The organism is Ruegeria sp. H9 (assembly GCF_056532915.1).
This window is the reverse complement of sequence record NZ_JBQFNX010000005.1, coordinates 172,041-185,495: the sequence shown is the minus strand read 5'-3', so window position 1 is coordinate 185,495 and position 13,455 is coordinate 172,041. Positions and strand designations below refer to the sequence as shown.

Annotated in this window: 11 protein-coding genes; 5 read left to right on the top strand and 6 right to left on the bottom strand. The window is 54.8% G+C overall.

Going from position 1 to position 13,455, the window contains the following annotated elements; all coding sequences use genetic code 11:
- Window positions 1–404: 404 nt before the first annotated feature.
- The 4 genes from ACR0CZ_RS18585 to ACR0CZ_RS18570 are packed head-to-tail and all read left to right on the top strand — an operon-like array spanning window position 405 to window position 4,197.
- Window positions 405–1,901, top strand: a complete 1,497-nt coding sequence (locus ACR0CZ_RS18585; RefSeq protein WP_170398441.1) for an alkaline phosphatase family protein — start codon at window positions 405–407, stop codon at window positions 1,899–1,901.
- Window positions 1,894–2,121 carry a hypothetical protein gene (locus ACR0CZ_RS18580; protein ID WP_170398438.1) on the top strand — a complete coding sequence of 76 codons (228 nt, stop codon included), beginning with the start codon at window positions 1,894–1,896 and terminating at the stop codon, window positions 2,119–2,121. Before ACR0CZ_RS18585 ends, ACR0CZ_RS18580 begins: the two co-directional genes overlap by 8 nt.
- Window positions 2,090–3,538: a hypothetical protein gene (locus ACR0CZ_RS18575; protein WP_170398436.1), complete on the top strand. Its 1,449-nt coding sequence runs from the start codon at window positions 2,090–2,092 to the stop codon at window positions 3,536–3,538. Before ACR0CZ_RS18580 ends, ACR0CZ_RS18575 begins: the two co-directional genes overlap by 32 nt.
- 44 nt (window positions 3,539–3,582) lie before the next feature.
- Complete coding sequence (locus ACR0CZ_RS18570) at window positions 3,583–4,197, top strand: YidC/Oxa1 family membrane protein insertase (protein WP_170398434.1); 615 nt, start codon at window positions 3,583–3,585, stop codon at window positions 4,195–4,197.
- Between the two features lie 621 nt (window positions 4,198–4,818).
- Here ACR0CZ_RS18570 and ACR0CZ_RS18565 read toward each other — a convergent pair.
- From ACR0CZ_RS18565 to ACR0CZ_RS18540, 6 genes are all read right to left on the bottom strand, one after another.
- Window positions 4,819–6,636 carry a BCCT family transporter gene (locus ACR0CZ_RS18565; RefSeq protein WP_170398432.1) on the bottom strand — a complete coding sequence of 606 codons (1,818 nt, stop codon included), beginning with the start codon at window positions 6,634–6,636 and terminating at the stop codon, window positions 4,819–4,821.
- Window positions 6,637–6,713: 77 nt separating this feature from the next.
- Entirely contained in the window at window positions 6,714–7,724 is a 1,011-nt protein-coding gene (locus ACR0CZ_RS18560; RefSeq protein WP_170398430.1) for an Ldh family oxidoreductase, read from the bottom strand.
- 13 nt (window positions 7,725–7,737) lie between these two features.
- Window positions 7,738–8,367: a DUF3726 domain-containing protein gene (locus ACR0CZ_RS18555; RefSeq protein WP_170398426.1), complete on the bottom strand. Its 630-nt coding sequence runs from the start codon at window positions 8,365–8,367 to the stop codon at window positions 7,738–7,740.
- Window positions 8,364–10,046, bottom strand: a complete 1,683-nt coding sequence (locus ACR0CZ_RS18550) for a hypothetical protein (RefSeq protein WP_480537272.1) — start codon at window positions 10,044–10,046, stop codon at window positions 8,364–8,366. The genes ACR0CZ_RS18555 and ACR0CZ_RS18550 overlap by 4 nt, the downstream gene beginning before the upstream one ends.
- Window positions 10,046–11,023, bottom strand: a complete 978-nt coding sequence (locus tag ACR0CZ_RS18545) for a membrane dipeptidase (protein ID WP_170398420.1) — start codon at window positions 11,021–11,023, stop codon at window positions 10,046–10,048. The genes ACR0CZ_RS18550 and ACR0CZ_RS18545 overlap by 1 nt, the downstream gene beginning before the upstream one ends.
- Window positions 11,023–12,465, bottom strand: coding sequence for an aldehyde dehydrogenase family protein (locus ACR0CZ_RS18540; RefSeq protein ID WP_170398417.1), 1,443 nt, complete (start codon window positions 12,463–12,465; stop codon window positions 11,023–11,025). The genes ACR0CZ_RS18545 and ACR0CZ_RS18540 overlap by 1 nt, the downstream gene beginning before the upstream one ends.
- A gap of 99 nt (window positions 12,466–12,564) precedes the next feature.
- On the opposite strand from ACR0CZ_RS18540, the gene ACR0CZ_RS18535 reads away from it, so the two are divergent.
- Complete coding sequence (locus ACR0CZ_RS18535) at window positions 12,565–13,437, top strand: LysR family transcriptional regulator (protein ID WP_170398414.1); 873 nt, start codon at window positions 12,565–12,567, stop codon at window positions 13,435–13,437.
- Window positions 13,438–13,455 lie beyond the last annotated feature (18 nt).

Here is a 13,455-nt window from a genome sequence, read left to right as displayed (position 1 = left end):
AGACGGGTGGCTCTGACGTGCAATGCTCCTCACGTTAGGCAAAGTGGTACCTCTTTCCCTGCCAGAACTTCAATCTGTCGCAATTTCGTGACTGCCTCCCCGGGCTTCGATCGCCTGTCTGCCATGTGCCTCCTCCGGTTTCCTAAACATAGTGGAGGACCAGTCCAACGGAAGAAAACCAAATCACTAGAGCCCGCGAGCCAGTTCCAATCAGATTGCATCGAAGACCGATCTGCAAAACACGTTAAAAATCTCTCGGAACTGTCTCTAGCTACTTTTCAAAAGCCCTAGTGTGTAGTACCGGTCCCTCTCGAGCTCTCAACCAGCCTTAACCACCCGCAATTGAAGAAAATGGTACTTTTCTCTAAACACTCGTCTGAAGACCGAAAGCTGATTTCTCTGCAATGAATAATCGCAAAAGACTCCTGGGTATTTTCTTAAGCGCATTCATATTAGTTGTAGCGCTATCGATTTTTACGCTGGATACAGTTTTCAGCGCTAGAAATGAATTTCGCCCCGTTGAGTTGGACTACATCAGAACAGCCTTTCTGGCCTGTTCTTCCGCCCTTATTGCAATGGTTGTCGTTGCAAATTTGTTGCCTTCAAAGCTTGCAATAGCGGCCCGAGCTCTGACGGGTGTGCTTTTCGCTGCCGCTGTTTTTTCGATTAATTGGTCGATGGTCGAAGCATTCGTATTGCTTCCGATGATAGCAATGGCTGGCCTTTGCCTCCTTGCGATCTATTTGACTTACATCGTTCTGAGCTTGGGTGTTCGGGGCCGGGCAATAGTTGCTGTAATCGTGGCTGTGATTTTCATCCTTGTCCCTGGGCGGGACATGCTGGATGCGAATGAAGAGGCTGAAAACACAGAGTTTCCAGGCATCGAAGATATCACGTTTGATACAAAACCAAATGTCTATCTTATCTCGTTTGACTCAATTCACCCCAAAAGCCTGACATCTCGCTACATGGGCATTGAAGAGACAGCTTTCCACGAACCGGTTTATACCAGAATGGACAGGTTCGAGAATCTGTTTTCGGTCCGTGTCCCCACAAAATATGCGATGAATCTGATGCTACGGATGGAGGTTGATGAATTTGATCGCGGCAAACGTAAAAGTTTTGAACTCTATACGGGTAAGTACGACGGTCGACTAAACGCAATTTTCCGCAACAATGGTTACGAAATCAACACGGCCTATGCCGGAAAATACTTTGGGACCGAACAGGGCAGCTATGTGGATCGGTATCATATTCCGTCGCGAACAGCGGGCGCGTGCGAATTCAATGATAGCAAGTTTCGACAGGTGTCGTTGTTTGGTCTCTGCCGATTCATCGACAAAAACAAGTCCGATACAAAGGTCGACAAAGCAGCACATGTACTTGATTTCGTGTCTTATCTGTCACGTCAAAAGGAGCCGCAATTCTTGCTCGCTTCGATCTACTCCCCCGGCCACACCGGCAAAGACTTTTTGATCGAAGACGAAGAAGCCGATGCCGCTTACAATGACTTCTACCTGGAGCGTTCTTTGGAAGCACAGCAAACGTTGAACCAGCTTCTGGACCAGCTTGAGCGGGAAGATCCCACGGCGATTCTTTATATCTTCGGTGATCACGGCCCTTGGCGGAGCCGGGGAACTTGGGAGACCCGTTTTGCGAAAGATCCAGAGTTCTTTGTACATGACCGTTTTGGGATATTAGGGGGCGTTTTTCCGAAGGGACGTTGTAAAACCTATGTGGACCTGAGAAATGAGCAGACGTATACGACGAGCGTTCAAGGTGCGGAAGCAATCTTAAAGTGCCTGACCGAGGGTCGCTATCAGGAACTGGATCAAGTCTATAGAATCAACCAAAGCGTTGACGGCGTAAGTGATAAATTCGAGGACTATGTATATGAATAGCCGCAAGAAATTGGCATTGCTCATCATTGCCGCTGCCATTGTGCACCCATCCGTTGCTCTGGCATACGTGGATCCAGGTTCGGGGAGCGTCATTGTAACCACAATTCTCGGGTTCTTCGCAGCGATTGCTTACACGTTCCGCAAATACTTCTATAAGCTGAAGCGAAAGATATTTGGCACAAAAAGCGATGAAGAAGACAGTCGAGCGCTCGATGACTAAGGCAAACAGCGGCTCCTTTCGTGACCCCAGCAGCCGTGTATATACAATTGACTTACCCGAAAATGGCAGTTCTGCGATTTTTCGAGGCGTCGACAATAAAACGCTTGAGAACTTCAAAAAGCTCCAGACTGAGCCCTTCTACCAACAACTTGAAATCGAAAATCGCGTTGTAAAAACCAAGCTTTGCGCGCCTGACGATCCTGTTGCAAAGGAAATCCTAGAAGCCGGATGGGCAGGTGTGATGCAGCATGAGCCTGTCTCGATCGTTTCTTACTCTTACGAATGGTCGTTCGCCATGCTAAGACGAGCGGCTCTATTGCATCTGCGTATCTTGACCGACGCGCTGGAAGCTGGGTGGACCATTAAGGACTCAACACCTTTTAACATCCAGTTTGAAGGTACGGCACCAGTCTTTATTGACATCCCATCGTTTGTGCCTTGGCAGGAAGGCGAACCCTGGTTGGCATACCGACAGTTTTGTTGCTGTTTTCTGACGCCGTTGATGATGCGTAGTCATCTGGGCATCAATCACCTTCCATTATTACGGTCCTACTTGGACGGTATACCTCCGGTTGAGGCTGCGAACTTTTTCAGAGGTTTCTCCCGTTTCAAGCGCGGTGTCGCTAGCCACATCATGCTACCTGCTCGCGTAGAAAAGCGGATTGAGGCGCGTGAACGCGATGCCGTTCCCGCTCAGGACCGAAGTCAGCGCAAAGTCAGTCGAAAATACGTACTGGCACTTGTTGAAAGTGTAACGCGACTGGTCAAGTCGCTCTCTGTGAACATCGAGCACACGGACTGGTCGGAATACGACAAAACCCACACTTACGATGACGAGGAACTCCAAGCGAAAAAAGGTTTCGTACAAAAGTTCGTACAAGAAAAGAAACCTTATTGCCTAATGGATATCGGCTGCAACACAGGCACTTTTTCAAAAATTGCTGCGGAACATGCAGACTTGGTCATTGCAGCTGATGGCGACCACGATGCGGTCCAGAAACTGTTTATGCATGAATCCAGTCACTCGGTGCACAACAACATCTTGCCGTTAGTGCTGGATTTGTCCAACGTCTCCCCCAATCAGGGATGGGCAGGCAAGGAACGCTCTTCATTCGACAGTCGCGCCAATCCAGATGCAATTCTGGTTCTGGCCCTTGTCCACCACATTCGGATTTCTGCCAATATCCCGATGGCATTATTCCTAGACTGGTTGCGGTCTTTCAATTGCGACATCGTTATTGAGTTCGTTGATCGGCACGACGAGATGGTCGTCAAATTGCTGCAGAACAAAACGGAACAGTATCTGGATTACGACCGCGTGGCCTTCGAGCACGAGCTAAAAGAGCGCTTTAAAGTGCGTACTTCCAAAGACCTCAAAGGCGGTAAGCGCGTGATTTACCATATTGAGCCACAGTGATAGGGGATGTTGTTTATACGGTCCTGTTGCCGGTTATATATCCGATGGACTTGCTGTTCGATTTGATGTGGACTGCAACGAATTCTGCTGGGCTATCGATAATTCTGCTTGCAATGGTGATCTCGATTTTGACCATCCCGCTTAAGAAGTGGGCGAAAAAGTCCGAGGATAAATTTCTCGCGGTCAAGCAGTTGGTCGACATCGATATCGCAAAGCAAGCTGCTGGACTAAAAGGCGAAAAACGATTCGAAGTAGTTGAAAAAGTTTATGAAAAACACGGCTATCATCCAATCAAATCGATCGTCGCCGGAACATCGTTCGTTGTTATGCTTCCATTTCTGATTTCGGCGATCTTTATTTTTGGAGGCTCGGATGAATTGAAAGGCGTTAGCTTTTTGTTAATTAGTGATCTTTCGGAACAAGATCATCTGTTTTTTGGATTAAATTTACTCCCTATCTTAATGTTGCTCCTTGGAATTAGCGAGGCCCTATTGCGCTGGCATAACCAAAAGGATCAATTGATCCGTTACTTAATCGTGTCGGTTGTTCTTTTTGCGTTGGTCTATTCACTTGCATCTGCACTAATACTCTACTGGATTAGCATGAACATTTGTGCCGGGATCATCTTTTTTGCGGCGAGAAGCCAGAATCCTCGTTAGAGGTGAACTTTCGGTTGGCGACAACCTGTGTCTCGCGCCAGATTGCCTCTCCCGTTTTAGGAGACAGCTCCAGTGTCGTCCGGCAGCGAATTCACGGTTACAGGAGGCAGCTATTATTTAGCTGACCAATAAAGTTCGCTGTAGAAACGGTGGCGAAATGATGTTTGGTGCGTATCTGAGAATCTGCAAAGTTTGTAGAGTAACTTTGCTCTGAGCTGAAGGCTGCCCGGTGCATTCACGATATCCTGACTAAATGCGAGGACGCGTAGGTGCAAGTGTTCGGCTATCGAGAAGCTTGCGAAGGATATGCCTTCAACAATTGCCGAAGTTACATTGTAGCTTATGTTAGTCATGATATTGGCCAATTCGCCTCCGCAGGACCGCCACACATAGCTGCTCTACGTATGGTTTTATATCATTAAATCAATGTATTGGCACTCCCTCATCCAAATTCAATTCCCTCCGGGCACACCATCTTCATGTCCGACATAATGCTTCGAATGGTGCACGATCACGTGGCGTCTCTGCCACTGGAATTTTCATTGAATTGAGTTGAAGTTGACGCGCGCAAAAGCGCCTGACGACAGCGGGCGGTTGCATCACAACCGCCCGTGCCTAGGTTTATTCCGCAGGTGCTGTGGTCTGCTTTTGCCTCAGACCATCGCGATAAAGCGCCTTGGCAAGCGCTATACACATCAGGCCCATGACCATCGTAAAGGGTAGCGCACCGATGATCATCGCATTTCGCAAGGCGTCCATCGGATTGTTTTCACCCGCAGCGAGGATCAGAGCGCCAATCACCGCTGTCAGGATAAGGCCCCAGACGATCTTGTGCTTGTTGCCGATGTTCTGATCTCCGCCAGACATGATGGTGTTCATCACCAGAATGCCCGAGTCCGCCGAGGTGACCAGGAAGGTCATGATCAGGACGACGCACATCACGGTGATGCCAGACAACAGCCCACCGGTGATCATCTCTTGCAAGGTGACAAACAGCTTGGCGGTGTTCGACGCCCCGATGATGGCGCCTTCGGCGGTGCCATTCAGTTCGAGATCGATCGCGGTGCCACCCAGAATGGTCATCCACGCAAAGCAGACCAGCGCAGGGGCAAAGACACAACCGATGATGAACTCACGCACCGAGCGTCCCTTGGAAATGCGCGCCAGGAACAGGCCGACGAAAGGCGAAAACGCGATCCACCAGGCCCAGTAGAACGTGGTCCAGCCCGCTTGCCAGCCAAACTGCCGACCCGGATCACCTGCGGCGTAGACCGAAGCCAGAACAGATTCCGGCAGCGCGGCGGCGTCGCCTTCCAGGCCAGATTTGAACCCGTCAAACGATCCCCAAGGATTGGTCGCACCGGCATAAAGCGCATCGGCAAACGGCGCTGCTTCACTCGGCAGGGCGGCATCAAACGCCGCCGCCGATTGCGGATTGAAAGCACCAAAGCTGAGCGAAATGAAGTGCTGGATGTAATCGACAAATGCAGTTGCGTAAGTCGTCATCGCGAACAGGAACGACCCAAAGACAACAAAGACCAGCAACAGGATCAGCGACAACACCAGGTTCAGGTTAGACAGGTACTTGACGCCGCGACCAACACCAGAGACAGCCGAGATGATCGAGAGGCCCATGATCACGATGAGGCCAGCCAGCAGACCAACAGTGCTGGGGGCCGGTGCGTCACCGGTCAGATCCATCATCCATTCCATACCCGAAATGGCGTAAAGGCCGTCGATGAACTGCGAAACCCCGTACCCGATGGTAACTGAAACACCCAAAATGGTTGCCACCACGCCCAGCACATCCACGACGTGGCCCAGGAAGCCGTTCATCAGCTTGCCGAACAGAGGTGTCAGCGCGGTGCGAATAGTCAGGGGCATGTTGCGCGTGTAGGCGTAATAGGCCAGCGACAGACCGGTCACCACATAGATCGCCCAGGCGTGAAACCCGTAATGCAGGAAAGTGTAGCGATATCCCGACTGCAATGCGTCTTCGCTATTGCCGACGACATCGCCCGCGATGACAACCGGGTTCGATCCCCACAGCCCTAAAGGCTCAGCGGTAGCGAACACCATGAGACCGACGCCCAAGCCCGCGCCAAACATCATCGAAAACCATGAGAAATCCGAGAATTCTGGTTTTTCACCCTCTGGGCCCATAAGCCGCTTGCCGGTTTGCGGCAGCGCCGCCACGACAAACAGGAAAAAGACAAAAAAGCCGACAATAATGATATAGAAGGCGTTGAAATCTTCCAGCAGACGCGAGTTCAGGCTTCCAAGAACTCCGTTTGCATTTGCGGGCCAGACAAGCGCCCAGATAACCAGCGCGACCATGATTGACTTGCTCAGCAAGGCAATCTCAACACTGTGCCCTTCATAAAACCCGCCCGAAGATCGCTTGATCTCCAGATCGGTAAAAGGTTCCTTCATAGACATGTGTTTCCTCCCTATTCGCACGTGTCCTGATTTCCAGAAAGATCTTCATGAGCGTCCCGGAGCTTCGCCATCGAGCCCTACGTCAGCAGAGCTTCTATTTTTTCGAGGGTCGCTACACTGACAGCCACACCATCGTTCTTGGCCACCAAACGCTTTGCCTGGCGGCCGTCACCGGGCAAATGTGCGCCGTTCTGAGATCGGATCGCTTCGACAAGATCGACAATTCTGGAAGAAAATGCGTCATCCGCAGTCGCAGAAGCGTCAATTGCAATAAAGAACTGGCCTGTTTTCGGAGGCCCACCGGCGGTTCCCGAAAAAGGTGAGGCGTGTATCCCAAGCGTGGCACCGGTCAGCGCTGCAGCCAAAACCTCGGTCATCAGGGCAACGCCAACCCCCTTGTACCCACCCGATGGGGCCATGGAACCCTTAAGCCCAACATTCGGGTCGGTCGTAGGGTTGCCATCTGCGTCCAACGCCCAGCCAACCGGGATTGGTTTGCCTTCGCGCGCGTGTTTCATGACCTCGCTTTTGGCGATGGTGCTGGCGCTTTGATCGATCAGTAATGCGGGTTGGCCGTCGTTTCCAGGGACCGCGATTGAAAATGGGTTGGTTCCGACCACCGGTTTGGCACCACCGGACGGCGCGATGGAGGCGGGCGCGTTGGTGAACCCAAGTCCCACAAAACCAGCCTGCGCCAGCCGGTAGGTGTGATAACCCAGAACGCCGCAGTTATAGCTGTTGCGGATCGCCAGCACCGCAACGCCCTGCGTGCGCGCCGCAGCGATCAATGCCTCGAACCCCGCGTCGATCGCCGTGTGGGCGAACCCGGTCGCGGCGTCGACCGTCACTACGCCGGGGCGCGGCTGGGACAGCTGAGGGGTGGCCTGCCCATCTACCTTGCCGCACTGAACATGTTCGCAATAGATCGGGATATAGGCCAGACCATGGCTCGCCACCCCGTCCGCCTCGGTTGCGGCGGTTGCAATTGCCAATGGGCGCGCGTTTTCTTCGCTGGTGCCCGCGGACACCAACGCACGGAAAGAAAGATCCTCGATTTCAGCTAGGCTAAGGGTACGGGTTTCGATCATGTCGCTCTCTCATTCAGTCATTGTCGGACAGGCCAGCGCCGGCACCCAACAGTCGGGATTCTTCGGTAGCAGGCGCGTAGGTGCGATGGGCAAATCGGTTGAGGGTGTCCCAGCAAACCGGGTCCGGGGATGCGCGGGTCACGTGCGGTCGAGGGGTGGTAAGTTGGCCGCCCAGCGTGATCTGGGTGTGATCAGAAAACGATGGCCAATCCTGCCCCGCCTCCAGACGACCGCCATCCGTTGCGGCCCTGAACAGATCGCACGTATGCGTGATCACGTTATTCTGGGCGCGCGCTGCCGAGGCTACGAAGGGCAGCAAAAAGACAGGTACTGCGAGCTTCTGGATACGTATGGGACCTGCGTGCAGCAGGTCAGACCGATCAGAAAGCAACGCGCCCGTGATGATCGGGCAAAGCACGCCTTGCCCCGCCCAAGCCGACTGCATCTCAACCGGGCGGTGATTCTTGAGCGAGGCCGCCAGACCTTGCTCCAACAATTGCGCAAGGGAATTCGTGCCATCAATCCCGTGTGCGCATAGCCAACGTGTGGCTTTGCCGACCTCTTCCGCCAGTCCCCAGGGGTATCCGGCTCCGCGCGCGGCGCGTTTGGCCGTGGCTTCGACCTCATTCAGCGATACGTTCACGGTCCAAGCTCCGGATAGACCCACAGATCAGCAGTCTTGCTGCTTAACTCTTCGGGATAAGGCGCGCCAGCATACATGCAGATACGTACCCAGCGGTCTGAACGAGGATCGAAATGCGTGGCACCAAAGAACGAGAGTTTGGCACGCAGCATGTCGATCGGCAGAACATCCGCGCTGATCGTGTTGTCGCGAATTTCGCCGTAAGGCGCGACGCGGCTCATTTGCGCGCGACGGATCGTGTGGCGGTGTTCAGGGTGTTCAAGTAGGAACTCGGCGATGGGTGCACCATCCGCCCATTCCGAAAGCGCGCTTTCGGCCAGAGCCGCGTCGCGCGCCGGGGCTAGCGGCTGTTCGTAGTCTGCAATCGGTTCGTCAAACCGCTCACCCAGCCGGGGCTCGAGCTTTTCCTCGGACACATACCAAGCGCGCGCGCAGTGTTCGGGCGCGTTCCAGTCCAGATCCATTGCCCAGCCAAAGCTGGCGCGGATCAGGTCGCGCACCTTGCCAACGGTCATCGTGCCATCAATCACATGCGCCGCACCGTTGCTGTCTGCCATACAGCTGGTCAGCCCATCGACCAGTTCTCCGTAGGGTTCAAGGATCAGCGAGGCCAACAACTCCTGCCCTTCTTCGCTGAGCGCAGCCTGAGACCACTGTATCAAGCGGTCCCAGGGCTGATTGCCCGTCAGATCGGTCTTGTCGAGATGGTCCGATATTGCGCACAAGTCAGCATTCAGCGCCGCGAGCTTTTCGATCTGGATTGGATGCTCGGACTTCCACCACGAGATCGACAATCTGCTACGGGCGAAGATGTTGCGAAACTTGGCCGCTTCTGCCTCTGTTGCGGTCTCAATGGACCGAACCCGCGAGATCGCCTCTTCCCGGACCATGATCCAGTTGTTGAACAGGATCGGGTGATTGACGATGAAAGGCGCCATACCTAGCCCGGTCGAATTGCCTATACCCAGCCAACGCGCGATTTCCGGGTTCAACTCTGCGGTCTGGTCGCCACCCTTGGTGCGGGCCACATGTTGCACCAGATCGCGCACGAAGGTCCGCGTCAGGTAGACCGAAAGCATCTCGGCCTGAAATGGCGCGCTGACTTCGTCTCGGTCTGCAATCCTCTCACGATCTGCCGCGCCGAACTTGCCCGAGCCATACACGGCGGTTGTCCGCATCAGGTAACCGACCTTGTAAATCTGTTCGAGGTCGGGCTGCTGACCGGTGGCAAGACGATCCACGACATGTGCCCACAGACGCACCGAGCGGTTGGCCCGTGACAAGGACAGCTCGCTTTCGCTTACACGCCCGGCCTCTTGCAGAGGTACGTTTTGCGAAAGCCGCTCAATGTCTTCCGGGTCAGGAATTCCGTCAAACAACGCAAAGGTCGCGTCCCATGCCTCGGCGATCACACGATCCGAGCGTTGCTCGGGTGGCAGATCATGGGCAAACGCCACTAACGAATAAGCGCGTTCCGGACCTTGTGCAGTGTAGACCGCGTGACCGACGCCCTTTTCATCAATCTGGAAGACTGGGCGGGTGAACGTCCAGTTTTCGGCAGCCATCCGACGGGTCAATTGCCGCATGAAACTTAGACGGCATTGATGCAACGATCCTAGACGGGACAGGCGCATCACAGTGGCCGGGTCGCGGCGTGCGATATGCGGGTTTTGGTCCATCATGTGCCTTGTGGCCCAAAATTATCGGCAAAGAAGCGGTACCAGTTGCCGCCCATGATCCCCGCGACCTCGTCGGAGTTCATGCCAGTGGAGCGCAAGCCGGACTCGATGTTGCCGAAGTCGCGATTGTCCCGAAACCAGCCCGGCATTGGCGGGAAACCGGGGGCCGAGGCCGAACCCTCGCCATAGTCGATCTGTTTTGTCCAGCGCCCCACGCGCATCCATTCAACCACACTGTCGGGCTGATCTTGACACAGGTCGGTGCCAATCCCCAGATGCTGGACGCCATATGTATCTGCCGTGCGGGCGATCATCTCGCAGAAACTCTCCAACGTGCAGTCGGACTTGTCCTTCAGGTGATGAGGATAGACCGAAAAGCCCAGCATCCCACCATTTTCCGTCACCGCCCGGATCACCGCATCGCGCTTGTTGCGCAAAGCAGGTGACCATTCGTGCGGATTGGCATGGGTGATGGCAATGGGGCGCTCGGACAATTCCGCCGCTTCGATGGTCGACCGATCCGCCGAATGGCTCATGTCGACAACAAGGCCCACGCGGTTCATCTCTTTGATCACCTGCTTGCCCATGCGGGTGATGCCGGTGTCTTCGGCCTCGTAACAGCCGGTCGCCAGCAGCGACTGGTTGTTATAGGTCAGCTGCATGAAGCGGGCGCCCAGATCATGCAGAACCTCAACCAGACCGATATCGTCTTCGATCGGGGATGGGTTCTGAAACCCGAAGAACACAGCCGTCCGCCCCGTTTCGCGCGCGATGTCGATGTCGCTGGCCCAACGGCCTTTCATGATCAGATCTGGGTATTGCTCGAACCAGCGATTCCACTTTTCAAAGTTCAGAACGGTTTCGCGGAAATTCTCATGATAAGCGATGGTGACGTGGATCGCATCCACGCCGCCTTCGCGCAGTTGGCGGAAAATCTTCTCCGACCAGTTGGCATATTGCAGCGCGTCGATACGCATCAGACGGGGCCTGCGCTGATATAGGCGGTCTTGACGGTGGTATAGAACTCTGCCGCTGCTTTGCCTTGTTCGCGCGGCCCGTACGAGCTGTCGCCGCGACCGCCAAAGGGTACGTGATAATCGGTGCCTGCCGTAGGCAGATTCACCGTCACCACACCAGTTCGCGCATTGCGTCGGAAATGGGTGGCACGGGCCAGCGATTTAGTCACGATGCCCGAGGTCAGGCCGAAATTGGTGTCGTTCACCACACTCAGCGCCTCGTCATAGCTGCCAACCTTGATGACGCTGGTCAGCGGCGCGAACATTTCCTCGCGGTTTATGCGCATGTCGTTGGTGGTGTTCAGGAACACGCCCGGCGACATGTAGAAGCCCTCATGCGGCATCTCTAGGCGCTGTCCACCGCAGGCCAGTTCGGCCCCTTCAGATTTACCCAGATCGACATAGGCGAGGTTCTCGCCTAGTTGCTGCTGGCTTACGACGGGGCCCATCTGAACACCTTCTTCCAGCGCGTGGCCAACTTTCATCGCCTGCGCGCCTGCGACGAGTTTCTCGACAAAAGCATCATGGATGCCTGCATGCACCACCAGCCGCGACGAGGCGGTGCATTTCTGACCGGTGCCGCCAAACGCGCCGCCCAATGCCAGCGAAACCGCCAGATCCAAATCCGCGTCGTCCATCACGGCCAGCGCGTTCTTGGACCCCATCTCCATCTGAACTTTGGTCAGGTTCTGGATCGCCGCCGCCGCGATGCCCTTGCCAACTGGAACCGAGCCGGTGAAAGAAATCGCGTTGACTTTAGGACTTTCGACCAAACGCTGCCCGATACTGCGGCCTGAGCCCATAACGAGGCTGAACAGACCTTTGGGAATGTCCTGCCGTTCGATGATTTCGGTCAGTGCCACGGCCGAGGCCGGGGTGATGTTCGCCGGTTTCCACACCACAGCGTTGCCATAGCACAGCGCGGGCGCAATCTTCCACGAAGCGGTCGCAGTGGGAAAGTTCCACGGGCTGATAATGGCGACAACACCCACCGCTTCGCGGCGCACGTCAATCTCGATGTCGGGGCGAACGGAGTCGGCGTTTTCCCCAATCTGACGAAGACATTCAGCGGCGTAGTAGGTAAAGAACTGACCCGCTCGATAGACCTCGCCCTTACCTTCGGCCAGCGGTTTGCCCTCTTCCCGGCTGAGCAACGTGCCCAGTTCCTCGGCGCGGGTCATCAGCTCGTTACCGATGGCGTTCAGAACTGCCTGCTTACGTTCCAGCCCATAGGCAGCCCATTCAGCTTGCGCGACACGTGCCTGATCCAGCGTCGCTTCAAGTTGGTCGCTGCTGGCTTGCGCGAACATACCAACCAGGTCAGTCAGATCAGAAGGGTTGCGGTTTTCGATTTCGCTTTCGCCTGCCAGCCATTCGCCAGCGATCAGGTTCAGTTTGGTCACAATGCGCCCCAGAGTCAGAATTCGTTTGTCACAGGATGGATTTTCCGATGCACATCAGTCAAACTCAAATAACTTAAACAAACTTCAAGGAACCTGAAGTTGGCAATCAAGATTGAGATGCTGCGTTGCTTTTGCACGGTGGCCCAGACCGGGAACCTGTCCGAGGCCGCCGACCGCCTTGGTCGAACGCAATCAGCCGTCTCGATGACATTGAAGCAGCTCGAAGACCATCTGGGCAAAAAGCTGTTCGAAGGCGAGCGCAAGAACCAGCTTTCCCCGCTGGGTGAGCAGGTACTCGATCTGGGCTTGCGGCAAGTGCGCCAATTCGATCAGACCGTCCAGAATATCGAGGCCGCCGCGCTGGCTGAACAGGGATTGATCCGGATCGTATCCGTCCCGTCGGTTGGCGCGTTGATCTTTCCACCACTATTGCACCACATGAGCAGCGAATCCCCCGGGGTGAAGATCGAGCTGCGCGACACCGACACGCAGCAGGTGTTGGATGCCATCGCTCAGGATCAGGCAGATATCGGAATTGCATCCGGGTATCACGCCCTGAACGGCATCCAAACCATTCCACTATTTCAGGACTCCTTTGGATTGGTCGCGGCCTCGGATCATCCTCTGATCACACGCGCAGAACCGCTGAATATCCCCGACATCGCCAGCGCACCCTTTGTCCGAAACACGTTGTGCGATCTGATTCAAACGCCGGCTTTCCATACGGCAATCAAAAACGCCGAGATCACAATTCACAACACGCATTCATTGATCACGCTGGTGCGATCGGGCGAGTGGATCACAGTGCTTCCTCAAACCGTTGCCGAATTCTTGCCGGAGGCGGTGTCTTACCGCCCGATCACGGACCTTCACGACAAAAGGCAAGTGTATCTCTATGTCCGCGAGCGTTCGCGCTTCCAATATCTGACCGAGCAGTGTTGCGCGTTCATCCTGTCCCGTGATTTCGCGTGACGGCGGGGCCCAACTAGA

Coding starts and splice junctions, on each gene's coding strand:
- ACR0CZ_RS18585 (WP_170398441.1), top strand. CDS start 405: ATGAATAATCGCAAAAGACTCCTGGGTATTTTCTTAAGCGCATTCATA.
- ACR0CZ_RS18580 (WP_170398438.1), top strand. CDS start 1,894: ATGAATAGCCGCAAGAAATTGGCATTGCTCATCATTGCCGCTGCCATT.
- ACR0CZ_RS18575 (WP_170398436.1), top strand. CDS start 2,090: ATGAAGAAGACAGTCGAGCGCTCGATGACTAAGGCAAACAGCGGCTCC.
- ACR0CZ_RS18570 (WP_170398434.1), top strand. CDS start 3,583: ATGGACTTGCTGTTCGATTTGATGTGGACTGCAACGAATTCTGCTGGG.
- ACR0CZ_RS18565 (WP_170398432.1), bottom strand. CDS start 6,636: ATGTCTATGAAGGAACCTTTTACCGATCTGGAGATCAAGCGATCTTCG.
- ACR0CZ_RS18560 (WP_170398430.1), bottom strand. CDS start 7,724: ATGATCGAAACCCGTACCCTTAGCCTAGCTGAAATCGAGGATCTTTCT.
- ACR0CZ_RS18550 (WP_480537272.1), bottom strand. CDS start 10,046: ATGGACCAAAACCCGCATATCGCACGCCGCGACCCGGCCACTGTGATG.
- ACR0CZ_RS18545 (WP_170398420.1), bottom strand. CDS start 11,023: ATGCGTATCGACGCGCTGCAATATGCCAACTGGTCGGAGAAGATTTTC.